This window comes from Chitinophaga chungangae (assembly GCF_017742215.1).
Lineage (GTDB): Bacteria > Bacteroidota > Bacteroidia > Chitinophagales > Chitinophagaceae > Chitinophaga > Chitinophaga chungangae.
Map to the genome: position 1 here is coordinate 678,000 of NZ_JAGHKP010000002.1, position 25,407 is coordinate 703,406.

The following is a 25,407-nucleotide window of genomic DNA, read 5'->3' on the forward strand; positions in this document are numbered from 1 at the left end:
TAATAATTAGAGATTTACAACGAAGGCTCCCTGCTCAGGAACCGAAAAGCAGCGCAAAGGTAGCTCGTTGCAGGCATTTTTCCATTTTCTGAGCTGGAAAGCTGAATTGGAAGCGTCAAAAATGAGCATGTCGTATATAAAAAATTCCTGCAAACGGCTGATATCGACCTTTGGATTATGTGATAACAATATATAATCTATTTTGATCTTTTTTGCCGGCGCGTTTGCGTAACGAAGGCCGCCGCTCAGCACCAGCAACCGTTTGCCGCCCGTGGCAACGATATAACCATTCCGTATATACGAATATTGCGAAACGCGGCGCACGCCCAGCTCCAGTTGCGCCGCCGCCAGCTGCGGGTGTTTCAGGCCCGCGCTGTCTCCCGCACGGCAACATTCCCTTCCTTCAATATACTCCACCACCGTGAGTTTCGGAAGATTGTACACCACCAGCATACGCTGCCGCTGCCAATATATCCGCTGCACCGCGCCATATAGCACGAATATGGCCATCAGGCCCGCAGCGCACCACAGCGCGGCTTTCCGCTTCAGCAGCCAGGCCGCGATAAGGGCGATGGTAAAAACATACAATAAAAACATTTGCGTCATGTTCATCGGTATGCCGCTCGCCACGGCTCCCGGTATGCGGTCTATCCATTGAATGACCGTGTTCATGGCCACGATCCCCCATTCGAGCGCCTTTCCCACAAAACCCGCCGCAGGCGGCCATTCCGCCAACATCATCAATACAATCTCGCCATACAACAGCAACGTGGAAAGCGGCACGGCCACGATGTTCGCCAGCAGGAAATAATTCGGGAACTGGTGGAAATAAAACAGGCATACGGGCCAGGTAAACGCCTGCGCGGCCAGCGATACGGCCACCATCTGCCAGAGTTTGTCCGGCCATTTGTAAGGGATCATCCACAGGTCATACAAGGGCTGGTAACACAACACGATGCCCGCCACGGCGAGGAACGACAGCTGGAAACCCGCATCCACCAGGAAAAAAGGATGGTAACACAACAACAGGAAAGCCGCCGCGGCCAGCGTGTTGAAAATATCGGAATGCCTTGCGATCACGAACTGCCCGATGGCGATAGTGGTAAACATAACGGCAGACCGAAGCACGGAGGCCGAAGCGCCCGTCAGTAAAGAAAATCCCCAGAGCACCGCGATCAGCAGCAACGCTTTTGCGATCTCCACCCATCGTTTGCGCGGCAGCCATTTCAGCAATTGCAGCAGGCTCACGTAGATCAGCCCCAGGTGCAACCCAGAAATGGCGATGATGTGCACCACGCCGGTGTTCGTATAAGCCTGCACCACATCGGGGTCCAGCTCGTCGCGGTAACCGACCAGGAGGGCCTGCGCCACGCCGTACGCCTCTTTCGATGGAAGATATTTCCGGAGCGCATCCAGCGCGTATTGCCGCGAAATGTTCAGCCAGCGGCCCAGCCGATGGCCGCCGTCGCCCGGGAGCTTTTGCCAGGATGCGGCGCCAAGGAAAACCTGGTGATAGATGTTCCTGTACGCGCAATACCGCGCATAATCGAAAGCGCCTGGATTGCCGGAGCTCGTGATGCGCTGCGGCGCGCCGGAGAACAGCAGCCTGCTGCCATAATCCAGCGCGGGTTTTTCGCGGAAATACACCAACAGTTTCCCTTTCACTTCTTTCCATTTTTCAGCCCGCACCATTACGACCTCGGCTTCCGCTTTCCACGACTGCCGTTTTTTCACCGGCGGCTCTTTCAAAACCGCGATGCAATACATGCTGTCTTTTAATGAATGCCCCAGCCAGCGTGTATCGCGCCGCGCGTCGGACAGGGTGGTGAGCGCCATGCCCATGCAGCCAACCAGCATCAGCAGCGCCGCACCGCGGATGTTACGCCACGCGAATCGTTGCGGCAGGTTAAAAAATGAAGGGAGCACTAAAAACAACATACAAACGGCCATACATGGCCAGGGAATGACCGGGAAAAACATCCCGGCGGTAACGCCCGCCACGAAAGGCAGCAGCAAACGCAGGAAGGGCGCGGAGCCCCAGCGGTTAACAAACATCGGTTACAAACAATGGTACTTCCCGAATGTAACAAAAAAACAGGCTGCCCCGCGAAAAGGAACAGCCTGTTTTCATATTTTTTTTGACCCGGCTTATTTGCTCAGGTGCATGCTTCTTTCTTTGTAAAGCGTGCGGAAGTAAGGGTCGCGGAGGTCTTTGATGAAGCGGATGGCTTCGCCGGTAGACTTCATTTCGGGGCCCAGTTCCTTATTTACGCCGGGGAATTTGTTGAAGGAGAACACGGGTTCCTTGATCGCAAAACCTTTCAGTTTTTTCTCGATCTTGAAATCGGTGAGTTTGTTCGCGCCGAGCATCACTTTGGTGGCGATGTTCAGGTAAGGCACCTGGTACGCTTTCGCGATGAAGGGCGTAGTGCGCGAAGCGCGCGGGTTTGCTTCGATCACGAACACCTGGCCGTCTTTGATGGCGAACTGGATGTTGATGAGGCCGCGGATGTCGAGCGCGCGGGCGATCTTCTCCGCATAATATTCCATCGTGGTCACGATCAGCTGGCTCAGGTTGAACGCAGGCAGCACGGCATTGCTGTCGCCGCTGTGGATGCCCGCCGGCTCGATATGCTCCATCACGCCCATCACGTGGAAGTTCTCGCCGTCGAAAATAGCGTCGATTTCGGCTTCCTGGCAACGGTCCAGGAAGTGGTCGATCAATATCTTGTTGCCGGGGAGATGTTTGAGCAGGCTCAGCACGGATGCTTCCAGCTCTTCCTCGTTGATCACGATACGCATGCGCTGGCCGCCCAGCACGTAGGAGGGGCGCACCAGTACGGGATAACCCACTTCTTTCGCCACTTCTATCGCATCGTCTGTATTAAAAGCGGTGCCGTATTTCGGGTAAGGAATGCCGAGCTCTTTCAGCAGGTCGGAGAAACGGCCGCGGTCTTCGGCGATGTCCATGTTATCGAAGGACGTGCCGATGATGCGGATGCCTTTTTCGGTGAGCCTTTTGGCGAGTTTCAGCGCGGTTTGCCCGCCCAGCTGCACGATCACGCCTTCCGGTTTTTCCAGCTCGATGATCTCCCAGAGATGCTCCCAGAACACGGGCTCGAAATAAAGTTTGTCCGCCATGTCGAAGTCTGTAGACACCGTTTCGGGGTTACAGTTCACCATGATGGCCTCGTAACCGCATTCCTGGATGGCCTGCAGGCCGTGGGTGCAGCAGTAGTCGAACTCGATGCCCTGGCCGATCCTGTTGGGGCCGGAACCGAGCACGATCACTTTCTTTTTATCGGAAGGGATGCTTTCGTTCTGTGTGTCGAACGCTGAATAGAAGTACGGCGTTTTGGCCTCGAACTCGGCGGAGCAGGTGTCTACCATTTTATAGGTACGGGTGATGCCGAGGGCTTTCCGTTTTTCGTATACTTCTTCTTCTTCGCAATTGGTAAAGATGAGGGCCAGCTGTTTGTCGGAGAAGCCCATTTCCTTGGCTTCCTTCAGCATGGCGGCGGGCACCGAATCGAGATCGTGCTCCATCAGCTGTTTTTCCAGCGTCACGATGTCGTTGATCTGGTGCAGGAACCAGCGGTCGATCTGTGTGGCCTGGTGGATGGATTTTACGGACATGCCTTCCATGAGCGCGTCTTTGATGCGGAAGATGCGGTCCCAGGTGGGACGTTTCAGCTTCTCGATCAATTGTTCGCTTTTCATGAGCGATTTGCCGTAATAACCGAGGCCCACGGCTTCGTTCTCGAGGCTCTGGCAGGCTTTCTGGATGGCTTCGGGGAAAGTGCGGCCGATGGCCATTACTTCGCCAACCGATTTCATCTGCAGGCCGAGGGTATCGTCTGCGCCTTTGAATTTATCGAAGTTCCAGCGCGGCATTTTTACGATCACGTAATCCAGCGCCGGCTCAAAGTATGCGGAAGTGGTGCGGGTGATCTGGTTTTCCAGCTCGTCGAGCGTATAGCCGATGGCGAGTTTGGAAGCGATCTTGGCGATGGGGTAACCGGTGGCTTTGGACGCGAGCGCGGAAGAGCGGCTTACGCGGGGGTTGATCTCGATGGCGATCAGCTCTTCGTTTTCCGGGTTCATGGCGAACTGTACGTTACAGCCGCCGGCGAAGTTGCCGAGCTGGCGCATCATCATGATGGCCTTGTTGCGCATGTCCTGGAACGCGGTGTCGCTGAGGGTCATGGCCGGCGCCACGGTGATGGAATCGCCGGTGTGGATGCCCATCGGGTCGAGGTTTTCCACGGTACAGATGATCACCACGTTATCGTTCATGTCGCGGAGCAGCTCCAGCTCGTATTCTTTCCAGCCGAGCACGGCCTTTTCCACGAGCACTTCGTGTACGGGAGAGGCTTTGAGGCCGCGGTCCAGCGCTTCGTCGAGATCGTCCTTGCCATGTACGAAACCGCCGCCGGTGCCGCCGAGAGTGAAGGAAGGGCGGATCACGAGGGGGAAACCGATCTCCTGGGCGAACTCCTTGCCTTCGAGCAGGGAATTGGCGGTGCGGGCGGGCGCCACGGGAATGCCGAGCTCGATCATCCACTGGCGGAACTGCTCGCGGTCTTCCGCTTTGTCGATCGCTTTGATATCTACCCCGATCAGCCTTACATTATTTTTTTCCCAGATGCCCAGCTCGTCTACCTCCTTGCAAAGGTTGAGGGCCGTCTGGCCGCCCATGGTGGGCAATACCGCATCGATCTGGTGCTCTTCCAGGATCTGCTCGATGCTTTCCACGGTGAGAGGCAACAGATATACCTTGTCAGCCATCATAGGGTCCGTCATGATCGTAGCGGGATTGCTGTTGATCAATATTACCTTGATCCCTTCTTCCCGGAGCGAACGCGCCGCCTGGGAGCCGGAATAGTCAAATTCACAAGCCTGACCGATAATAATGGGACCGGAACCGATAATGAGAACTGATTTGATAGATGTGTCTTTGGGCATCTTTTTTATTAGCTTTTTGATAATGAAAAACCATGCGATCTTTCAGCCCACATGCGAACTAAAAAATCGTGCAAAGCTACGGGAATAATTATTTATTCCCCGGAGAAATTTGGGGATGCCGGAAAGAAATTATCGGTGTGTGTTTATTTTATATTCAAATAATTGCAAATGCTTTATTCATTCGTCGTCGCATATACGTATACGAGCTTCCATTCGCCGTCCACTTTCTGGAATTCGAAGTCTTCGATGGTGGCGGAATCTTCGTCCACCATGGTCTTATCGTCTTCGCTGAGGGCCTTCCGGGCGCGGAGCAGGCCGTATTTGTTCACGAACTCGTCTTTGGCGGGCATATCGAGGTAACCGGAGAAAAAACGGGGAAATTCCTGGCGGCCGATGGTTTGCACGGTATTGTCCGCCAGGTTCTTTTTCACGACAAGCGGGAATTCGATGTATTGGGAAACGGCGTTGTAGTCTTTTTTAACGATGGCGGTGTAGAGTTTTTTCCAGAAGACCTCAAACTCTTTCACTTCGGGCGCGGAAGCGGGCTGGGCCTTTACGACCAGCAGGCACAGGCACATGGCCAGGGATAAAAGGGTGCTTTTCATAGTTCCAGGGATAGCTTGTTATAAATATAGAAATGCTAATATATGTAATTGTGAGGAAATAATGAAACGCCATGGCGGGGATTTTTCCGGGATATGCAAATTTTTTTCCCGAATCGCGCTGATTGTAAAGGAGAAGGCGGGTATTTTTGCGAACGTTCGTCCTGGTTTGTTAACATCAGAAAATCCTGACCTGTGAGACCCTTGGAAGATGCTGTTGCCCCCGGCGGCGGCATCTTTTTCTTTTGCGGGCTTGTTAGAGCGGCGGCTGGCCCCTCAGCCTGGAGATTTCCACCAGGGCTTTATTGTATTCTTCCAGCAGTTTGTAGTATTTGTCTTTCCAGCTTTCCACCTCCGGCTGTTCGGGATCATCCTCCACCTGGCTGCTGCCGAGAAATTCCTTAGCGCTGATCTCGAGCACATGGCATACTTTCTTTAATTGTTCCGGCGTAAAACGCGGTTTTTCGATGAGGTTGTACAACGCGCGGCGGCTAAGGCTCATGCGGCCGGCGAGGCGGGTCTTGTTGAGGCCTTTTTGCTGGATAAGCTCGTCGAGGCGATGGCCCTGGTGCAGGTCCGATGCGGGCTGGGCGGCGGTACGGCGGGGATGCGTCCATGCATAAAATTCATCGAGGCTGATGCCCAGCAGGGTGCAGAACTCAAGCAGGGTACCCCTTTTGATCGCTTCCTTGCGGAAATAATAATGGGCGATCTGGTTGGAGAAACCGGCCTGTTTTGCGAAATCAAGGATCTTGATATGTTTATCCCTCACGATCTGTTTGAGCCGCGCGCCTTCGTGAATAATATTTTTTGGAATTATCTCCACTGTAAATAAATTTTGTTATACTTGTAACAAGTGTCAATAAATAGTGTGACGCCCATAGTATCAATATAACATTTTTATTGACATTTTGAGAAAAACTGAATCAAAATGACAAATTTAACTGCTAATGGAAACTAACCAACTTTCATCCAACAACCTTTTACTGGACCTGCATGCTGAGATGATCCAACTGCCAAAATCCTTTCGTGACAGCGTTTGTAAGGAATGTGGCTGGAGCGAGGCCACATTTTACAGGAAAGCGAAGGGCACCTACCCTTTCAGCAATGCGGAAAGAGACAAGATCCTGGCCGTTGGGGACGGCCTGCTCAAACGTATCCGCGACCGGAGCAACAAATACCGCCCGAGATAGCTGCACAACAGCGTAAACATTTTCCCGCGGTATGAATGATTTTTTAATGACAAGCCCCATTTTTGACACCAAAACCAGCCACTTATGCAACAAACTGAAACCAACCTGCGCAGCCAGATCTATGGATTTCTGAGGCATGTGCACGCAGCAGCGGGCAATTCCATCCAACATGTATCGATCGTTGTGCATGGCCGGCACCTGGAAGACGATCTGTACACCGAGAACCTGGCCCTGAAAAAAGCCGAAGGCGCCAATTCCCTCTCGTACCAGCATTTCCGGCTCGATGCGCCGATCGACAACAATATCACGGTCGTTTCCATCGGCCGGGTAAAAACCCCGCCGCTCACCACCCGGCACTGATCGCGACTTTTAATTTTCCCGCGGCGCCACCCGAACCGCCCGCCATACCGGTTCAGCAGGTCAACGAACGCCGCGCGCACCATTCCATCGCAATGTTTATCCCTCTCCCCATTGTGAACATCCCGGGGCATCTCCGGTTTTCCATCCCGGCAGATGCCCCTCTTTTTAAAACTTATCAACTAAAACTTTCGTTAATAAAAACTAAATGCTTAGTTTTATGAAAACTGAAGCCATATGCTCCGCAGAATCTCCGTATTATGCCTGTTATTATACAGCGCTGCCATCGTCAAAGCGCAGGACCAGCTCGATAAAAGCCTGCTGATGGACTACCTCCAGGAACAGCAATACGATCTTGTGATCCGTTATATGGAAGAAACCGTGAAACCTTCCCACGTAAACGGCCTCGCCATTCTCGCCAACGCATATCTCCAGAACGGGCAAACCGCCGATGCGGAAAAAACCTACCAGCTCGTGCTCGAAAAAGATTCCAACCATATCGCCGCGCGCCAGCAGCTGGGCAACATCGCCCGGGCCAAACAACAATACACGCAGGCCGTGGTGCATTATTCCAAACTCGTGGAGCTGCGCCCGGATAAAGCCATCTATTACCGGCAACTCGCCAGCGCCGCCTTTAACATCACCGGTTTGCAGGACACTGCGTTCGCCCTCATGAAAACCTCCTACCGTCTCAACCAGAAAGATCCCGCCGTGGTGCTTTTCCTCGCGGAAGAATATATCGACCGCAAAGATTTCCCCAGTGCAGACACCGTGCTCAAACAATACCGTCTCTTCGATTCCACCAACACCCAAGTGATCGCCACGCTCGTTAAATCCTGCTATATCCAGAAAAAATTCCAGGACGCCGTTGCTTACGGCGAACCGCTGGTGACCGCAAATGCCGTACAACCGGTTGCATATCTCTATCTCGCCGTTTCACATTATTCGCTCAAACATTACGACAGCACCATCCGCGTGTACGATAAAATGATGGAACTGGTACAGGAAGCGCCGGAAACGCTGAAATATTACGCAGCACTGTCTTACGGCGAGCTGAAACAGTTCGAAAAAAGCAACGAGCTGCTCCAGGCCTGCATCGCTTCCGCCAAAAGCAAAGCGCTGGACGGCTATTACACCGCTCTCGCCAATAATTACGAACAGATGAAACAATACCGGCAGGCCATTGCGCACTACGACACGGCGTATTTCCTTTTCAAAGAGCCCATGCGCCAGTACGGCATCGCGCGCATCTACGACCAGTACGTGCAGGACCCGACGAGAGCAAAAAGATATTACCAGCTGTTCCTCAAAAATTCAAAACCCGAAACCAAAGACGAAAAAAATATAGCGGCGTATGCGAAGGAAAGAGTGAAGAGCCTTTAAACTTCGATACACTTATTCCCTTTCAAAACCCGGCTACTGCGGCCGGGTTTTATATTTCAATTTGAAGTAATTCAATGTTATTCCTACATTATTTGATATTGTTCAATCATAAATCATTAAATTTAAGCCCCGTTAAAAAAACCGATAACAAATAAATCTTTTTGGGAATCATGTCGTACCCATACCAACTCAAGAGCTTCGAAGATTACCAGCAGGCCTGGCAGCACAGCGTAACCGACCCGGAAGGATTCTGGGCCGATGTGGCCGATCACTTTTACTGGCGCCGCAAATGGGACAAAGTGCTGGAATGGGATTTTAAAAAACCGGACGTGAAATGGTTCTCCGGCGCAAGGCTCAACATTACCGAAAACTGCCTGGACAGGCACCTGGGCACGCTCGGCAACCAGCCGGCGATCATCTGGGAGCCGAACGATCCGGAAGAAAGGCACCGCATTCTTACTTACCGCGAACTATATAACAAGGTTTGCCAGTTCGCCAATGTGCTTAAAAACAACGGCGTTAAAAAAGGCGACAGGGTTTGCATTTACATGGGCATGATCCCCGAACTGGCAATTGCCGTGCTGGCCTGCGCCCGCATCGGCGCCATCCACTCCGTGGTGTTCGGCGGTTTCAGCGCGCAATCCATCGCAGACCGCATCCAGGACGCGCAGGCTTCACTCGTGATCACCTGCGACGGCGCTTTCCGCGGCGCGAAGGATATTCCCCTCAAATCCGTGATAGACGATGCTTTGATGGCCTGCCCTTCCGTGAAAAAAGTGATCGTGTGCACCCGCACCCGCACGCCCGTGAGCATGCTCAAAGGCCGCGACGTGTGGTGGGAAGACGAGATCAAAGCCGTGGAAACCATGGGCAACCCGCCCGTGCCCGCGGAAGAAATGGAAGCGGAAGACATGCTGTTCATCCTCTACACTTCCGGCTCCACCGGCAAACCCAAAGGCGTGGTGCATACCTGCGCGGGTTACATGGTGTACGCCAATTATACTTTCATCAATTCTTTCCAGTACAAACCCGGGCAGGTTTATTTCTGCACCGCGGATATCGGCTGGATCACCGGTCATAGTTACATCGTGTACGGCCCGCTGAGCGCGGGCGCCACCACGCTGATGTTCGAAGGCGTGCCCACTTATCCTGACGCGGGGCGTTTCTGGGATATCGTGGACAAATTCAGGGTGAATGTGCTCTACACCGCTCCCACGGCCATTCGCAGCCTCATGGGCTTCGGGCTCGGGCCGGTGAACCATAAAGATCTCAGCTCGCTCACCACGCTCGGCACCGTGGGCGAACCGATCAACGAAGAAGCATGGCATTGGTATAAAGACCAGATCGGCAAAGGCAAATGTCCCATTACCGACACCTGGTGGCAAACCGAAACAGGCGGCATCATGATCGCGCCCATCGCGGGCATTACGCCTGAAAAGCCCGGCTATGCCACATTGCCGCTGCCCGGCATACAGCCTATCCTCGTAGACGAAAACGGGAAAGAGATAGAAGGCAACGGCGTGAACGGCAACCTCTGCATCAAATTCCCCTGGCCCGGTATGATACGCACCACTTACGGCGATCATGAACGTTGCCGCACCACGTATTTCTCCACTTACGAAAATCTCTACTTCACGGGAGACGGCTGTCTCCGCGACGAAGACGGCTATTACCGCATTACCGGCCGTGTAGACGATGTGCTGAACGTGAGCGGCCACCGCATCGGCACCGCCGAAGTGGAAAACGCGATCAACATGCACGCCGGTGTGGTGGAAAGCGCCGTGGTGGGTTATCCGCACGAGATCAAAGGCCAGGGCATCTATGCGTTCGTGATCGCGGACAAACAGGTGAAAGACCCCGATCTGACGCGCAAAGACATTATGCAAACAGTGTCCCGCATCATCGGCCCCATCGCGAAACCGGACAAGATCCAGTTCGTGAGCGGTCTTCCTAAAACCCGTTCCGGCAAGATCATGCGCCGCATCCTGCGGAAGATCGCGGAAGGCGAACTGGACAATCTCGGCGATACCAGCACGCTGCTCGACCCCGCTGTGGTGGAAGAGATCAAGCAAGGCAAATTGTAAACATTCAAACATATTGCAAAGCGTTCCGGGGCCTGGTTCCGGAACGCTTTTTATTTTCATGCTCCCGGAAAAAACGAAAAAAATAACGGCCCTCCTGTTGGCAGAAGAGCCGTTTTCTTATTCGTCCATATCCGCGATGAAAATTATTTCTTTTGGGGGGTATTACCTGGTGAATGGTGGTTTAATAGTATTTACGAAAAAACGGGAACAACGGATCGTTGCACCCGGAAAGATATTCACGGCCGTATCACCACCGGCGTTCCTACTTTCACGACATCATAAATTTCATTGATGTCCCCGTTCTTCAGGCTTACGCATCCCAGCGTCCAGTTGATCCGCCGGTCGACGTAATAATCGCGGATGCCCGACGCATATTCCACGCCATGCAGGCCGATGCCGCCGCCAATGTCCGCCCCGCGCGAGATCTGCCCGTTCGCCTGGCGTTGCTGGAATTTCGAATACGATTCCGCGTTGGGATAATCCAGCAGCATGAACCGGCTCCACCGGTTGTCGTATCGTTTGGCGGAAATCCGGAAAGTGCCGTCCGGCGTGCGTTTGTCGCCCTGCACATATTTATCCGCGGTAGAGTTGCTGCCGAACACGACCTTGTAGATCTTGATCAGCGTTACGTCTTCATAAACGTACATCCGGTAATCGCTTTTATCGACGAGCAGGAAAACCTTATCCGCATCGATCCTCGACGGGTTGAGCCTAACGGAATACAGGTCTGAAATATTGTGCTCAAACGCAAAAAGCGGTAATACGACAATCATCAAGCAATAGCGCCACATGAGACATAGGTGGTTTATCGACTTCTAAACGGCGGTTGAGTTGTGAATATTGTGTTAAAAAAATGAGACGCGCCGGAAGCGCGTCTCATGGCTGTATTTTTTATGCCGGGAATTATTAATACCCGAACAATTCTTCAAGCGATACTTTCTGCACATCGCCGTATTTCTTCAGATCGTCGAGGCTGACTTTTTTCTCGGAAGCCAGGATGCAATAGGAATAAGGTTTTCCGGCGATATTCAGCTGATGTAGTTTTTTCACGTCGTCGAAGTTCAGCTTGTCTACCGATTCGTACACGCTTTTGCGGATGTCCATATCCAGCCCGAGTTTTTGCGCGTTGAGATAGCTGAACACGATCGCGTCCTGCGTGATCCTTTCGGTTTCGAGATTTTTCTTGAGGCTGCTGCGCGCGGTCTCGAGGTTCTTTTCAGATTCGGGGATCACCGTCAGCAATTCGTTCATGCCGGCGATCGCTTCGTTGATCTTATCTGCCTGGCTGCCCACGTAGGCGAGCATGGCGTAACGGTCTGTTTTTTTATTCGGCTCGGCGTACACCGCGTAAGTAGAATAGGCGAGCGCTTTGGATTCGCGGATGGTCTGGAATACGATGGAGCCCATGCCGCCGCCGAAATAGTTGTTGAAAAGGTCTACCACCGCGGTCTGGTGCGGATCGTACACTTCGCCGTTGCGCACCCAGTTCACTTCCGCCTGCACCATATCGTAATCGGCAAACAGCACTTTGTTGGACTGCATTACGGTTTTTTCGAAATGCTGCTTCGGCATGTCTTCTTTAAATGAAGCCGGCAGGCGGTGCAGCTTCGCGATCTTTTCAGAAGCCGCGCCCAGTTCGTCCGGGCCGTAATAGATCACGGTGTGGCGGTAAGCGGGCAGATCATGCAGAATGGCCACCAGTTCTTCCGCGGTGAGGCTGTTCAGCTCATCGTTGCTCAATTGGTTGTTGAACGGGTTTTTTGCGCCGTACGTGGCGTAGGAGCGCAGGCCGCTCATGATCTGCTGTTTGTTCAGCTTGCTGTCTGCACGGGCTTTCGCCAGCCTGTTTTTCATCCCGGCCAGCACCTGTTCGTCTGCCTTGCAGTTGTTCAGCAGGTGGTCGAACAGTTCAACGGCTTTGTCGAAATTCTCCTGCAGGCCGGTAATGGCGATGGTCGTTTCTTCGCTGCCAGGCTGCACGCTGAAGTTGCAGGCGATGTTATAGAATTGTTTGCTGATCTCTTCGGAAGAATATTTGTCCGTGCCGAGGTATTGCAGGTATTGCGCCGCGAGTGGCAGTTTTTTGTTGTTCCAGCTGCCCATGTTGAAACGGTAATACAGGCGGAAGAGGCCGTTGTCTTTATTCTGCACGTACAGCAGGTCTGCATTTCCCGCCTTGCCTTTCTGAATGTCTTTGGCATAATCCAGCCACTGCGGTTTCACGGCTGTTTCCGGCATTTCGGCCACTTTTTTCAGGAAGTCGGACTGTGCGTCGCGGTTCACTTCCACGGGCGTGATGGGCGGTTTTTCCACTTTCACGATGCTTTTGTCTTCGCCTTTGCGTTTGTAGAGCAGTACGTAATTGTTATTGAGATATTTGTTCGCGAAATCGACGATCTGTTTTTTCGTCACTTTGCCCATATCGTCGATGTAACGCACGTCGTACAGCCAGTTCTGGCCGCGGTGTTTGATGAAAGCGTCCATCAGGCTGTTGGCGCGGTTGCCGTTGTTTTCCAGGCCCTGGATCTCGTACAGTTTGAAGTTGTTGACGATGGCGGTGATGAGGTTTTCGTCGAAATCGCCTTTGCGGAGGATGTCTACCTGCGCGAGCAGCAGGTCTTTCACTTCGTCCAGCGACTGGCCCTGTTTGGCGCGGCCGCTCAGCGCGAACACGGTATAATCTTTCCAGGGCAGCGTGCTCACGTTTGCGCCCAGTACTTTTTGTTGTTTGTTAAGGTTGAGGTCCATCAGGCCGGCTTTGCCGTTGTGCAGGATCTGCGACAGCACGGTGAGCACCACCGCGTTTTTCGTGTCCAGGGCGCCGGGCATGCGGTAGGCCAGGTTCACGTTCTCCGCGTCGGGGCCGAACACTTCTTTCACGATGGGCGCGGTGATGGGTTTTTCCACCGGGGCTTTGTATTCGGGCACCGGTTTTTTCTGCATCCATGCAAACGATTCGTCGATGCGTTTGATCACATAATCCGGGTCGAAATCGCCGGCCATAACGATGGCCATGTTGTTGGGCGTATAATATTCGTTGTAAAACTTGCGGATGGCGATCAGCGAGGGGTTCTTCAGATGTTCCACAGTGCCGATGGTGGATTGCTGGCCGTAGTTGTGCGTGGGGAACAGCGTGGCGAGCATGGTTTCGTACATCTTGCGGCCATCGTTGTCCAGCCCGCGGTTCTTTTCTTCGTATACGGCTTCCAGCTCGGTATGGAAGATGCGGAACACGGGATCTTTGAAACGCTCGGACTGCACGGCCAGGAACTTGTCCACGGCCGTGGAGGGAATATCTTCTTCGTATACGGTTTCTTCCACCCAGGTATGCGCATTGGTGCCCTGGGCGCCCATGTTAGTCATCATTTTATCGTATTCGTTGGCGATGGCGTATTTCGCCGCGAGGCCGGACACGCTGTCTATCTGGCGGTATACGGCTTTGCGCGCGTCTGTACCGGTGGTGTGGTTGTATTTGTCGTACAGCGCGGTGATCTGGTCCAGGTAAGGTTTTTCTTTCGACCAGTCCAATGAGCCGAAATGCGTGGTGCCTTTGAAGAGCAGGTGCTCGAGGTAATGCGCGAGGCCGGTATGGTCTTTCGGATCGTTGTTGCTGCCGGCCCTTACGCCGATAAGAGTTTGGATGCGCGGGTCTTTTTTATTGACGCTGAGCATCACGGTAAGGCCGTTTTTAAGGGTATAGAAGCGCGCCTGCATGGGGTCGCCGGAGATGTAGCGGTAGGAATATCCCCCGGAGGAGGCTTCTTTCCATTCGTGTTTGCCCTGGGCCATGCCTTGCAGCGAAGCGGCCAGCAGGATAACGAGGAACAGCTGGATAGATCTCATAATAGTCGGTTTGAAGATTTTCAAACCAAATATAAAAATGCGCGGGCACATTCGGCGATGAAACCGTGAATTTGTTTGCGGGTATCGGGATGAGCGGTTAAAAAAGGCGCCTGCAACCGGTTACCGGTACATGAGGCTGGTAGCGAACACGCGATGGGGCACCAGGGGACGGAGATTTGCCTGCTGTACCGAATCCGTTTTGATGTACAGCACGTGATAATGATTGGTAACTAAAAAGTTATGATCGCCCTGGTAGGCCTGGAAAAGACTGTCTGGCATGTATACCAGCGATTCGGCGGCCCCGGGGACGGGCAACCTGGATGTACTTCCGGGGATATTCATTTCGGCGGCTGCCTCATTTCCGGCAACCTGACCTTCCGGCAGCTTTAATTTGCTTGCGTGCATAAACACAATACCACTCACCACAGCAACAAACGACAAGATGGATCGCATACTTCTCAAGTTTGGTTGTGTACAGTTTTAATAGGATAACTTAAACCATAGGATTGTTACCCAACCTATTCATATTCTTTTGTCCGGGTTTCCTTTACTTTTTGCTTTAATACGGACCGTAAAGGTAAGAATTAGAATCCGTTAAACCGAAAACCGACTGAAAAAGGGTATTGTTCCAGCCCGTAATCGTGTAACGGGGTCAATGCAAAATTGCTATAGAGCTTGATCGGCCCGTAAGCCACTTCGCCGGTAAGCCCGAACCGCCACTTGTTCAGGCTGAAATCGTCTGTCAGCCGCACTTTTCCTCTCTCTTCGCTCACCTGTTTAGTGCGGGATTTAAGCAGGTATCCACCCTGGACGCCTAAACTTACTTCAAAACTCCTGCCAGGCCTTGCGGGGTTGGAGTTGAAGTTCAGCATCAGCGGGATAGACACGTATTGCGCGTATAGTTTGTTCTTTGAAAAGTCCACCGAATCGCGGATCACCATGGTGGAATAACCGGGAACGTAGGTGATGTTGCGGGCGAAGCGGTAGTTGTTCATTTCCAGGCCGAGCGCGTAGATCAGGTTCAGCTTGTGTTTCACGATATTCAGCCGCTGCATGATGACCCATACGTTGAAGTTGATGGACTTGGCGGGGATCAGCTTGAATTCCGCGGGGGTCAGCGGTTCGCTGGCCATCCTGGGGGCGAACTGGTTGAGTGCGATACCGGAATAATCGAAATTTTTATTGGCGTAACCCTGGGGATAAGTTTGCCCGAGATAATACGCCGCGCCATTGCCGGGGTGCAGCGACATCACCATTGCGCCGGGGTAATCGCTCTTGTCGCGGTAATTGTTGAACCCGAGATCGAACACCAGCCATTTGGTATGGAGGTTCTTTTTCAGCTTCTGGCGGGCATAGCCGGTATCCTGGTAGGCTTTGAAAACACTCTTCCCCTCGGCCGTTTTCCCCTTGATGATGATCAATCCCTTGATCTGTATGGTATCTATGGCCGCCTGTTGGGCAAATGCACCCGCAGACAGGAAGATGGTAAGGAGGGTGAGTAAAATTCTATGCTTCATATTTCTTCTGCCGTTTAAACGGTCCGTTATTTATTATTATTCCGTTTCCTTGAAAACAGTTTCGCCACGTTGGTGACCTTATCCAATACTTTGCTTTCCAGCCCGTTGCCGGTCACCGACATGATCAGTTCCCCGGGCGGCGGGGGGGGCGGCGGGGTGGCGAGCGGGGCGGTTTGTATGTCGATGGACGGTTTGTTGTTCATGGCTACCAGCGTTCCGTTTTCCTTCACCGCCGGAATGTCGCCGGAAAGATCGGCGCTGACGGGCGGGCGGGCGGCTACTGCGGCGGTCCGGGTACGAAGGCTGGAAAGGTCTGCCTCAGCAATGGCCTGTTCCGGCTCGTTAACGGCGGTTTCGGCCTGGCTGGCGTTATTCTGCGTAGCCCGGGCCAGCGCGCGGGGCGCGGGAGACGGCGTTGCCTGCTCTTCCACGGCTGTGTTGCCTGTGTTGCTTTCCTGCGCGAGTACGGCCGCGTCGGGTTGCTGTAGGGCATCGGCTGCGGGAACCTGCTGCGGGGCGGGCGCCTGCTGCGCGGGACGGGCGGCGGGCTCGCTGGTGGCGGCTACCGTCGGGTTGGCGGTATCGTTCTGCGTAAAGGTGTTTCTCAGCAGGAATAAAGCGCCGGCCAGCATGGCGGCCGCGGCCCACCAGTAAGCGGGGCGCATGCGCACGGTGCGCGAAGTGTGGCGGTAAAGCGCCGGTTTGTTCTCGAATCGCACGGACAGATCGGGGACCAGTCGGGTCTTTTCCCAGATCTCCAGTTCCTGGCGGAGCGGCGGGTGCGCGTCCATAAAAAGTTCCAGTTCACGGGCGGCCTGCTGGTCCAGCTCGCCATCCATATAACTGAGCAGCTGTTCTTCGTAATTTTTTTCTTCCTGCCCGCTGCTTTTGTACAGGGCGGCTTTGGCGGAAAAAACGAACTCGTCCGGATGGAGGCGGGTGGCCATCAGCAGGTCCAGTTCGGTACGGAGGTTGGGGTGCTGGTCAAGGAAAAGCTCCAGCGCCATGATCTCATCAGGCGTAAGTTCCCCGTCTACATAGCTGTAGAGATATTCCTCGTAGTTTGATATGTGAATGTCAACTGACATAAAAGACTGATTTTGAATACCTTTTCTTAAATCACGTTTTCCATTTTCACCAGGTACTCCTTCAAATGAGCCCTTGCCCTGTGCAGGTAAACTTTCACCTGCGAGGGGTTAAGTTTCATGATTTCGCCGATCTCTTCATAGCTGTACCCTTCGTAATCTTTCAGCACGATGAGGGAGCGCTGCACGTCGCTGAGGCGGTTAAGCGCTTTTTCGATGATGGCCCGTGCATTATGTATCTTCTGTTCCGTTACCTTCGCCTCTTCCCTGAACTCCTCCACCAGCGACACTCTCTTTGTTTTCCGCACATGATCGATCATATTATGGTACGCTACGGTAAACAGGTAACTTTTGGCCTTTTCGAAAGGCACATCATTACAATGTTTCCATAATATTTCAAACGCATTCTGTACCACATCTCTCGCATCTTCCGCGTGTTCCAGGTTCTTGACTATGAAACGGAAGAGATTATCGCTATACAGATCCACGCATTTGTTGTACTCCTTTTCCGTCATCCGGCGATAGGTTCTTTAGAGTGCTAATTTCCGACAATTTGTTGAATAGCGGCCGTCTTTCCCTTCGGATAAGGACCGGACCGGCCTGTATATCACCAGTTTCATTGACAGAAATCGCACCATACGCCGCGCTAGAAAACGAAACCCCGCCCAGCAACAACCGGGGCCTCGGCGCAATCAGGCGGCCGCTGACGGCAATTCCGGCCCCAAAATGGCCCTTTTGGCCGGGAGCGGAAAGGCGGACAGAACAAACCACCGGATCATGGGGCGAACAGTACTTTCGTCATAATCTACCGTCTATGATAATTGTATGACGCAAACCGGCAAACAAATGTTACACCTCCGTCAAACTTTTTATCCTTCCCGTATTTACCCGCCGCACCCTGTCTAAAGCTTGATACATTTATTGCCCTAACTTTGTTAGTAACAGACCAAAACACTCAAGATCATGAACCAAAATTTCATCAAACGTCTGCAAACTGAGCTGGATGAAATCAATACTGCCGGGCTTTATAAGCGGGAACGGATCATTACCTCGGAGCAGGGAGCGGAAATTACCGTGAACGGCAAGACCGTGATCAACCTCTGCGCCAACAACTACCTGGGCCTTTCCTCCCACCCCAAAACGGTGGCGGCGGCCAAAGAAGCCATTGATACCCACGGCTATGGCATGAGCAGCGTACGTTTTATCTGCGGCACGCAAGACATTCATACCGAGCTGGAACAGAAAATATCGAAATTCCTCGGCACGGAAGACACCATTCTTTACGTGGCCGCTTTCGACGCCAACGGCGGCGTATTCGAGCCCCTGTTCTCCGAACAGGACGCCATCATTTCCGACGCCCTCAACCACGCCTCTATCATAGACGGGGTGCGCCTTTGCAAGGCCCAGCGCTTCCGCTACGAGCACAATAACATGGCCGATCTCGAAGCCAAACTCAAAGAAGCCGCCGGCGCCCGCAGCCGCATTATCGTAACAGACGGCTCTTTCAGCATGGACGGCACCATCGCCCAGCTGGACAAGATCTGCGACCTGGCCGATAAATACGATGCCATCGTGATGAGCGACGAAAGCCACAGCAGCGGCTTCCTTGGCAAAACCGGCCGCGGCACCCACGAATACCGCGGCGTGATGGGCCGGGTTGACATTATCACCGGCACCCTCGGGAAAGCCCTCGGCGGCGCTTCCGGCGGTTTCACCAGCGGTAAGAAGGAAGTGATAGAAATGCTCCGCCAGCGCAGCAGGCCCTATCTTTTCTCCAATTCCGTGGCTCCCAGCATCGTGGGCGCTTCCATCGCCGTGCTCGACATGCTTAGCGAAACCACCGAACTGCGCGATAAACTCGAGTTCAATACCCGCTATTTCCGCGAAAAAATGACCGCCGCGGGCTTCGACATCAAGCCCGGCGACCATCCCATCGTACCGGTAATGCTGTACGACGCGAAACTCAGCCAGCAATTCGCCGACAAACTGCTCGCCGAAGGCATTTACGTGATCGGGTTCTTCTACCCCGTGGTGCCCAAAGGCCAGGCCCGCATCCGCGTACAGCTGAGCGCGGCGCATTCGCAGGCCCACCTGGACAAGGCGATCGCCGCCTTTACCAAAGTAGGCAAGGAACTGGGCGTGCTGAAAGAAAAAGCCGCCGTGTAAATAGTACCCGCCGCCGTTTCGCAGACTGATACCCGATTAACGAAATTGGCCGGTCGAACGATAGATTTAGGATCGCCGAAGGAGAGCCGAAGGAGAGAAAACGCGCAAATACTATCAGACCGGGGAAGGGTTACACGGGCGTCTAACTTGCTGATGTTCAAAAAATACAAGATTATTACGGGGATGACGGGCAGAAACAAGCGCCCGTCATTCTTTTTTATGACCGCTTGCCGTACTTTTGCCCCGTTAACAAAATGAATATGATGAAATTGTCCGGCCTGCTGCTGCTGACCTTTGCCGTATTGTTCGGCGCCTGCACTCCCAATAACGTGAAAGACGCGAAAGAATGGGAGAAATACTTCGCCAAATACAAGGTGGAAGGCACTTTTATGATGTTCGACAATGGGCAGGGCTCCTTCAGGGTGTATAATATCGACCGGGCCAAACAACGTTTCACGCCCGCGTCCACTTTCAAAATATTCAATTCCCTCACCGCGCTGCACACCGGCGCCGCCAGCGATACCAATATGGTCATCAAATGGGACGGCGTGTACCGCCCGGACACCGTATGGAACCAGGACCTCACCATGGCGCAGGCTTTCCGTCTGTCTTCCGTGCCTTATTTCCAGGAGATCGCCCGCCGCATCGGGAAAGACACCATGCAGACCTGGCTCGATTCCGTGGGTTACGGCAACAAAAAGATCAGCAAAATAGACACCTTCTGGCTCGATAATTCCCTGCAGATCTCGCCGGACGAGCAGCTGGGCTTCGTCAAGCAGTTGTATTTCAACCAGCTGCCGTACCAGAAACGCGCGCAGCAGCTGGTGGCCGGCATGATGATACGGGAAAAGACAGACAAATATATCCTCGCCTACAAAGGCGGCTGGGGCGTCACCGGCCGGAAACACATCGGCTGGATGGTAGGCTGGATCGAGGAAAACCTGCATCCCACCTTCTTTGTGCTGAATTTCGAGACCGAAGACCCGAACCCGGACATCGAGGGGATGCGGATGGACATTACCCGCGGCATTCTCGCGGAGGAAGGGTTTTTTAAAGGGGAAAAATAGGCCCGCTGTTAAAAAACTCCTAAATCATTTCAAAACACTCTTGTAATACGTTATAAAAAAATTATTTTTGAACTGCTCCCCGGCCTGAGCCGGGGTTGCTTTTTTAACCATGTTACGATTTCAACATACTGAATACCTCTGGGCATTCGTGCTCCTGATCATACTCGCGCTCGCCTTCGCCTGGGTTACCTGGTGGAAACGCCGTTCCATCCGCCGCATGGGCGACCCCGCCATGGTGGAAAAACTCTTTTCCGGCTATTCCCGCCGGCTGTTCACTCTCAAGTTCCTGCTGCTTTTCATCGCCTTCTTTTTCGGCGTGATCGGCCTGGCCAACCTGCAGAAAGGCAGCCGTGTAGACAAGATCACCCGCAAGGGGGTAGACGTGATCATCGCGCTGGACGTAAGCAAAAGCATGCTCGCCACAGATACGAAGCCCGACCGGCTGACGCGCGCCAAACAGCTCGTAACCAAACTCATGGAAAAGCTGGACAACGACCGTGTGGGCCTCGTAGTGTTCGCCGGCAACGCTTACCTGCAAATGCCGCTTACCATCGACTATTCCGCCGCCAGGATGTACCTCGGCAGCATCACCCCCGACCTGATCCCGCGGCAGGGCACCGAGATCAACGAAGCCATCCGCGTGTCTGACGAGGCATTCAATAAAAAAGAACGCAAACACAAAGCACTGGTGATCATTTCAGACGGGGAAGACCATAACGAAGGCGCTATCAACGCCGCCAAAAAAGCGCTGGAAAACGGCGTAGTGATCAACACCGTCGGCATTGGCTCACCCACCGGTTCACCCCTTCCAGATCCTGAAACTGGCGGGCTGAAAAAAGACAACGAAGGCAATACTGTCGTATCCAAACTCAACGAAGATGCGCTCAAATCCCTCGCCTCCACCGGCAAAGGCATGTACCTGCACCTCATGAACAATACAGACGAGGTGGTAGACGCGCTGGCGGACAAGATCGACAAAATGGAACAGAAAGAGTTCGGCGAGAACGTGTTCACCGATTATAACAGTTATTTTCAATACTTCCTGGGCATCTGCCTGATACTCGTTCTGCTGGAATTTTTCGTGCCCGAAGGCAGGCGGAAAAAAGCGGATGAACTGCCGGGGCTTAAAACCGTGGAAGCGAAATGAGGAAATACATTTTTCATATAACCGTAGCCGTTATAGCGCTGATTATCGCGCAAACGCAGGCGCACGCGCAGGAAGGCACCAGCAAGCTGATACGCCGGGGCAACGCCCAGTATAAAAAGCAGCAGTACGCCGATGCCGAAGCCAGTTATAAAAAGGCGCTCGAGCGCAACAACAAATCCGTGGAAGGGAATTACAATCTCGGCAATTCCCTCTACGAACAAAAACGTTTCGACGCCGCGCGCCAGCAATACGCCAACACCATCAAATCCGCCACAGGCAAGGCGGTGAAGGCAGACGCGAATTACAACATCGGCAATACTTTCATGGAAGACAAAAAGTGGGAAGAAAGTATCAAAAGCTATAAAAACGCGCTCAAAGCCAACCCGGCAGACGAACAGGCGCGCTACAACCTCGCTTACGCGCAGGCCATGCTGAAAAAACAGAATCAGCAGGGCGGCGGCAAAGACGATAAAGAGAACAAAGACAAACAGAAGAACCAGAAAGATAAAAAGGACCAGGATAAAAAAGACCAGGACAAAAAAGATCAGCAACAAAACCAGGACGAGCAGAAAGACCAGGATAAAAAAGACCAGCAGCAACCGCAGCCCAAACCCAGCAAACTGACGCCTGAAGAAGCCAAACGTCTTCTCCAGAACCTGGCGCAGCAGGAAAAGAAACTGCAGGAAGACAAAATGAAAAAAGTGAAAGGCACGCCCGGGCAGGTGGAAAAAGACTGGTGACCCGACACGCGCATCATTTTCAAAAACATAAAAAAAACCGTCCCGGTGAACCAGGACGGTTTTTTATTTCTACTTTCCTTTCCAAATAAAAAACGCGTCTCTAAACGCGTCTAAAGCATGGGTTCCGTTAAAACGATATGTAAAATTACTCCGCATTTATCCTCCCGGTTTGGACAAACGGAAGATTCACTGGTATTATTTGAACATTGTTTCCCTGAATTCGTGTGGCGAAGTATGGGCGTGATTCCGGAAAAAACGGCTGAAATAAGCGGGGTCTTCGAAGCCCAGTTCGTAACAGATCTCCTTCACGCTGCGGTTGCTGAAAGCCAGCTGGCGCTTCGCTTCGAGGATCAGGCGGTCGTGTACCATATCCGTCACCGTTTTGTTGATCGCTTCCCGGGTGATCTCGTTTAACCGTTTGGGCGTCAGCGAGAAATGCTGCGCGTAAAAACCGGCCTGGTGTTCGGAGCGGAAATGTTTTTCCACCAGCCGCCGCAGCTGGATGATGCGGGCGTCGTGGTTCAGCAGGTCCGGCGAATTGGCGGCGTTATGTTTTTTCTCCCGCTCCGCCAGCAGCAAAAAGGCGTTCAGGTAATGTTTGATCACGCTGCTGCTGCTGCCTTCGAACTGGCTGGCCAGCTCCTGCCGCATCAGCGTGATGATCATGCCGAGATTGGCCGCAGCGGGCTTGCTGATATAGATCGGCGCATATTCCTGCGAATCGTCGAACAGGGTGGTGAAATCGTATAAGGTTTCGCGTTCGTGTTTATTGGAGAAATAAAAAGTTTCGGTGAAAGTGATGCTGAAACCGTAAAACCCCTTGGCGGGAAGCTGGTGCACCTGCCCCGGCCGCAGCAGGAACAGCATATTGTCCTTCATTTCGTAGGTCACGAAATCCACCACATGATCGCCGGCGGCCCTGGTGAACCAGAGGATCTGGAAGTCGTGGTGCCGGTGGGGAATGCCCGCCAGCTCCGTTTTGAAGGTTTCCAGCTCGAAAACGCTGAATTGACCGGTAAGTGGTAATTGTTGATAGGGTATCGAATTCACAGTATTGTTTTGCTGCATACAGGTTCGGTTAAATAGCTGGTTACAAACAAATTGACACGATAAAACTAGGAAAATTAAGACCGTGTGCGTTACCGCTCATATAAAATAACAAAATATGAGGCAGATGGATCGGGGAATATTTTGCTAATTTTGTTGAACAATTTAGATTCAATTTCATGCAATTATATAGCCCTTCGCTGACTAAATACGAGCGCCTGGCCACACTGGAAGTTAAAGTGGGGGACCTTACCATAGGGAATTTCAACCCAATCCGCATTCAGACGATGACGACCACCGACACCATGGACACCCTGGGCACCGTGGAGCAGTCCATCCGTTGCATCGAAGCGGGCGCCGAACTGGTGCGTATTACCGCGCCCAGCAAAAACGAGGCGGAAAACCTGCTCAACATCAAGAACGAACTGCGCAAAAGAGGCTATAACACCCCGCTGGTGGCCGATATCCACTTCACCCCCAATGCCGCGGAAGTGGCGGCCCGCATCGTGGAAAAAGTGCGCGTGAACCCGGGCAACTACGTAGACAAAAAGAAATTCGAACTGCTGGAATATACCGACGCCGAATACCAGGAAGAGATCGACCGCATCCGCGAGCGTTTTACCCCGCTGGTGAACATCTGCAAACAATACGGCACCGCGATGCGCATCGGCACCAACCACGGCTCCCTCAGCGACCGCATCATGAGCCGCTACGGCGATACGCCCATGGGCATGGTGGAAAGCGCCATGGAGTTCCTCCGCATCGCCGAAGACCTGCACTACCGCAACATCGTGCTGAGCATGAAAGCCAGCAACCCGCAGGTAATGGTGCAGGCTTACCGCCTGCTGGTGAGCACCATGCAGCAGGAGCTAGGCCACTGTTACCCGCTGCACCTCGGCGTAACCGAGGCCGGCGACGGGGAAGACGGCCGCATCAAATCCGCCGTGGGCATCGGCACGCTGCTGGAAGACGGTGTGGGAGATACCATCCGCGTATCGCTCACCGAAGACCCCGAATTTGAGCTGCCCGTTTGCCGCGACATCGTGAAACGTTACACCGGCCGCATTTCCCACGCGCCCATACAACCGCTCTCCCAGCCGGACAAACTGCCGTATTCGCCTTTCAACTTCGCCAAAAGGGAAAGCATCGCGGTGGATAACATCGGCGGGAAACAGGTGCCCGTTGTTGTGGCGGACCTCAGTCATCTCAAATCCATCACCCACCACGACCTGCGCGGCATCGGCTATTATTACGACGAAGCCACCGATAAATGGAACATCGGCGACGCGGCCGCGGATTATATTTTCACCGGTCATCACCTATTGCCGTTCGCTTTGCCCGGCACGCTGAAAGTGATCGTGCAGCATCCGGCATGGCTGCACGCGGAAGACAAGGAAAAATATTTCCCTTACCTGGACATTCACGGCTACATGGCCGCACGCAGCGCGGGCAATCTCTCGAAAATGAATTTCGTGGCCACGCATGCGGACGATTTCGGCACGCCTGAATTCAATGTTTTCCTCGAAACGCTCCGCACCGCTACAGACGTTGTGCCCGTGGTCTATTCCAATTCCGCGCACGCCATGGCGATGGTAAGGCGCACGCTGATCGCCATGATGGAACAGCAGATCGCCCAGCCGGTCGTGCTGATGTGCAACAGCGGTCATGATAATGCGGACGACGACCTTATTCATTACGCCACCGAAACCGGCGCACTGCTGCTGGACGGCTTTGGTGAAGGGCTCTGGCTCAAAGCCTTGCCTGATCAAAAGTTGAACCGCCAGCCCGGCGCCGTGAAGGAACCGCCGGAACTGATCAACAACATTGCTTTCGGCATCCTGCAGGCCACCCGCTCCAGGATCTCGAAAACGGAATACATCTCCTGCCCTTCCTGCGGCAGAACGCTTTTCGACCTGCAGGAAACCACGGCCCGCATCCGCGCGGTGACCAATCATCTCAAAGGCGTGAAGATCGCCATCATGGGCTGCATCGTGAACGGCCCAGGCGAAATGGCCGATGCGGACTTCGGTTACGTGGGCAGCGGCGTTGGAAAGATCACGCTGTACCGCGGGAAAGAAGTGGTGAAACGCGGCCTCAGCAGCGATGTGGCAGTAAGCGAACTGATCAACCTGATCAGGGATAACGGCATGTGGGTGGACGTAAATTAAAGCGGGCCGTCCTTTCAGACGGCCCTAAAACTGTAACTGGGGT

General features: G+C 53.3%; 20 protein-coding genes. 9 read left to right on the forward strand and 11 right to left on the reverse strand.

Annotated elements, in window-relative coordinates; all coding sequences use genetic code 11:
- Window positions 1-6: 6 nt before the first annotated feature.
- From J7I43_RS10860 to J7I43_RS24930, 4 genes are all read right to left on the reverse strand, one after another.
- A complete protein-coding gene (locus J7I43_RS10860; protein ID WP_209145697.1) occupies window positions 7-2,055 on the reverse strand; it encodes a ComEC/Rec2 family competence protein in 2,049 nt (682 codons plus the stop codon).
- A gap of 93 nt (window positions 2,056-2,148) precedes the next feature.
- A complete protein-coding gene (carB, locus tag J7I43_RS10865; RefSeq protein WP_209145698.1) occupies window positions 2,149-4,965 on the reverse strand; it encodes a carbamoyl-phosphate synthase large subunit in 2,817 nt (938 codons plus the stop codon).
- Window positions 4,966-5,138: 173 nt separating this feature from the next.
- Entirely contained in the window at window positions 5,139-5,570 is a 432-nt protein-coding gene (locus J7I43_RS10870) for a hypothetical protein (protein WP_209145699.1), read from the reverse strand.
- A 253-nt stretch (window positions 5,571-5,823) separates the two neighbouring features.
- Complete coding sequence (locus J7I43_RS24930) at window positions 5,824-6,393, reverse strand: helix-turn-helix domain-containing protein (RefSeq protein ID WP_209145700.1); 570 nt, start codon at window positions 6,391-6,393, stop codon at window positions 5,824-5,826.
- Between the two features lie 124 nt (window positions 6,394-6,517).
- Here J7I43_RS24930 and J7I43_RS10880 point away from each other — a divergent pair, with 124 nt between their 5' ends.
- From J7I43_RS10880 to acs, 4 genes are all read left to right on the forward strand, one after another.
- The gene (locus tag J7I43_RS10880; protein WP_209145701.1) at window positions 6,518-6,760 is read left to right on the forward strand and encodes a hypothetical protein; all 243 of its coding nucleotides are present in this window, start codon (window positions 6,518-6,520) and stop codon (window positions 6,758-6,760) included.
- Window positions 6,761-6,844: 84 nt separating this feature from the next.
- Complete coding sequence (locus tag J7I43_RS10885; RefSeq protein ID WP_209145702.1) at window positions 6,845-7,120, forward strand: hypothetical protein; 276 nt, start codon at window positions 6,845-6,847, stop codon at window positions 7,118-7,120.
- 234 nt (window positions 7,121-7,354) lie between these two features.
- Entirely contained in the window at window positions 7,355-8,500 is a 1,146-nt protein-coding gene (locus tag J7I43_RS10890) for a tetratricopeptide repeat protein (protein WP_209145703.1), read from the forward strand.
- A gap of 170 nt (window positions 8,501-8,670) precedes the next feature.
- The gene (gene acs, locus J7I43_RS10895) at window positions 8,671-10,584 is read left to right on the forward strand and encodes an acetate--CoA ligase (RefSeq protein WP_209145704.1); all 1,914 of its coding nucleotides are present in this window, start codon (window positions 8,671-8,673) and stop codon (window positions 10,582-10,584) included.
- A gap of 236 nt (window positions 10,585-10,820) precedes the next feature.
- Here acs and J7I43_RS10900 read toward each other — a convergent pair whose 3' ends face one another.
- The 6 genes from J7I43_RS10900 to J7I43_RS10925 form a co-directional block, all read right to left on the reverse strand.
- Complete coding sequence (locus J7I43_RS10900; RefSeq protein WP_209145705.1) at window positions 10,821-11,375, reverse strand: L,D-transpeptidase family protein; 555 nt, start codon at window positions 11,373-11,375, stop codon at window positions 10,821-10,823.
- A gap of 115 nt (window positions 11,376-11,490) precedes the next feature.
- Entirely contained in the window at window positions 11,491-14,427 is a 2,937-nt protein-coding gene (locus tag J7I43_RS10905) for a M16 family metallopeptidase (RefSeq protein ID WP_209145706.1), read from the reverse strand.
- Window positions 14,428-14,547: 120 nt separating this feature from the next.
- Window positions 14,548-14,880 carry a hypothetical protein gene (locus J7I43_RS10910; protein ID WP_209145707.1) on the reverse strand — a complete coding sequence of 111 codons (333 nt, stop codon included), beginning with the start codon at window positions 14,878-14,880 and terminating at the stop codon, window positions 14,548-14,550.
- Window positions 14,881-15,011: 131 nt separating this feature from the next.
- A complete protein-coding gene (locus J7I43_RS10915) occupies window positions 15,012-15,944 on the reverse strand; it encodes an outer membrane beta-barrel protein (protein ID WP_209145708.1) in 933 nt (310 codons plus the stop codon).
- Between the two features lie 26 nt (window positions 15,945-15,970).
- Entirely contained in the window at window positions 15,971-17,032 is a 1,062-nt protein-coding gene (locus J7I43_RS10920) for an anti-sigma factor family protein (RefSeq protein WP_209145709.1), read from the reverse strand.
- 26 nt (window positions 17,033-17,058) lie between these two features.
- Window positions 17,059-17,544: an RNA polymerase sigma factor gene (locus tag J7I43_RS10925; protein WP_209145710.1), complete on the reverse strand. Its 486-nt coding sequence runs from the start codon at window positions 17,542-17,544 to the stop codon at window positions 17,059-17,061.
- A gap of 448 nt (window positions 17,545-17,992) precedes the next feature.
- Here J7I43_RS10925 and kbl point away from each other — a divergent pair, with 448 nt between their 5' ends.
- The 4 genes from kbl (at window position 17,993) to J7I43_RS10945 (ending at window position 22,149) form a co-directional block, all read left to right on the forward strand.
- A complete protein-coding gene (gene kbl, locus J7I43_RS10930; RefSeq protein ID WP_209145711.1) occupies window positions 17,993-19,195 on the forward strand; it encodes a glycine C-acetyltransferase in 1,203 nt (400 codons plus the stop codon).
- A 260-nt stretch (window positions 19,196-19,455) separates the two neighbouring features.
- Complete coding sequence (gene blaOXA / locus J7I43_RS10935; protein ID WP_209145712.1) at window positions 19,456-20,262, forward strand: class D beta-lactamase; 807 nt, start codon at window positions 19,456-19,458, stop codon at window positions 20,260-20,262.
- Between the two features lie 109 nt (window positions 20,263-20,371).
- Window positions 20,372-21,409: a VWA domain-containing protein gene (locus J7I43_RS10940; protein WP_209145713.1), complete on the forward strand. Its 1,038-nt coding sequence runs from the start codon at window positions 20,372-20,374 to the stop codon at window positions 21,407-21,409.
- Window positions 21,406-22,149: a tetratricopeptide repeat protein gene (locus tag J7I43_RS10945; protein WP_209145714.1), complete on the forward strand. Its 744-nt coding sequence runs from the start codon at window positions 21,406-21,408 to the stop codon at window positions 22,147-22,149. The genes J7I43_RS10940 and J7I43_RS10945 overlap by 4 nt, the downstream gene beginning before the upstream one ends.
- A gap of 195 nt (window positions 22,150-22,344) precedes the next feature.
- On the opposite strand, the gene J7I43_RS24935 is transcribed toward J7I43_RS10945, so the two are convergent.
- Window positions 22,345-23,199, reverse strand: coding sequence for a helix-turn-helix domain-containing protein (locus tag J7I43_RS24935; protein WP_209145715.1), 855 nt, complete (start codon window positions 23,197-23,199; stop codon window positions 22,345-22,347).
- A 176-nt stretch (window positions 23,200-23,375) separates the two neighbouring features.
- Between J7I43_RS24935 and ispG the strand changes: the two genes are divergently transcribed.
- Window positions 23,376-25,364, forward strand: a complete 1,989-nt coding sequence (gene ispG / locus J7I43_RS10955; RefSeq protein ID WP_209145716.1) for a (E)-4-hydroxy-3-methylbut-2-enyl-diphosphate synthase — start codon at window positions 23,376-23,378, stop codon at window positions 25,362-25,364.
- Window positions 25,365-25,407: the final 43 nt, after the last annotated feature.

Bases quoted from the DNA above. Each gene is read 5' to 3' on its own strand.
- J7I43_RS10860 (WP_209145697.1), bottom strand. From the start codon at position 2,055: ATGTTTGTTAACCGCTGGGGCTCCGCGCCCTTCCTGCGTTTGCTGCTG.
- carB (WP_209145698.1), bottom strand. From the start codon at position 4,965: ATGCCCAAAGACACATCTATCAAATCAGTTCTCATTATCGGTTCCGGT.
- J7I43_RS10870 (WP_209145699.1), bottom strand. From the start codon at position 5,570: ATGAAAAGCACCCTTTTATCCCTGGCCATGTGCCTGTGCCTGCTGGTC.
- J7I43_RS10880 (WP_209145701.1), top strand. From the start codon at position 6,518: ATGGAAACTAACCAACTTTCATCCAACAACCTTTTACTGGACCTGCAT.
- J7I43_RS10885 (WP_209145702.1), top strand. From the start codon at position 6,845: ATGCAACAAACTGAAACCAACCTGCGCAGCCAGATCTATGGATTTCTG.
- J7I43_RS10890 (WP_209145703.1), top strand. From the start codon at position 7,355: ATGCTCCGCAGAATCTCCGTATTATGCCTGTTATTATACAGCGCTGCC.
- acs (WP_209145704.1), top strand. From the start codon at position 8,671: ATGTCGTACCCATACCAACTCAAGAGCTTCGAAGATTACCAGCAGGCC.
- J7I43_RS10900 (WP_209145705.1), bottom strand. From the start codon at position 11,375: ATGTGGCGCTATTGCTTGATGATTGTCGTATTACCGCTTTTTGCGTTT.
- J7I43_RS10905 (WP_209145706.1), bottom strand. From the start codon at position 14,427: ATGAGATCTATCCAGCTGTTCCTCGTTATCCTGCTGGCCGCTTCGCTG.
- J7I43_RS10910 (WP_209145707.1), bottom strand. From the start codon at position 14,880: ATGCGATCCATCTTGTCGTTTGTTGCTGTGGTGAGTGGTATTGTGTTT.
- J7I43_RS10915 (WP_209145708.1), bottom strand. From the start codon at position 15,944: ATGAAGCATAGAATTTTACTCACCCTCCTTACCATCTTCCTGTCTGCG.
- J7I43_RS10920 (WP_209145709.1), bottom strand. From the start codon at position 17,032: ATGTCAGTTGACATTCACATATCAAACTACGAGGAATATCTCTACAGC.
- J7I43_RS10925 (WP_209145710.1), bottom strand. From the start codon at position 17,544: ATGACGGAAAAGGAGTACAACAAATGCGTGGATCTGTATAGCGATAAT.
- kbl (WP_209145711.1), top strand. From the start codon at position 17,993: ATGAACCAAAATTTCATCAAACGTCTGCAAACTGAGCTGGATGAAATC.
- blaOXA (WP_209145712.1), top strand. From the start codon at position 19,456: ATGATGAAATTGTCCGGCCTGCTGCTGCTGACCTTTGCCGTATTGTTC.
- J7I43_RS10940 (WP_209145713.1), top strand. From the start codon at position 20,372: ATGTTACGATTTCAACATACTGAATACCTCTGGGCATTCGTGCTCCTG.
- J7I43_RS10945 (WP_209145714.1), top strand. From the start codon at position 21,406: ATGAGGAAATACATTTTTCATATAACCGTAGCCGTTATAGCGCTGATT.
- ispG (WP_209145716.1), top strand. From the start codon at position 23,376: ATGCAATTATATAGCCCTTCGCTGACTAAATACGAGCGCCTGGCCACA.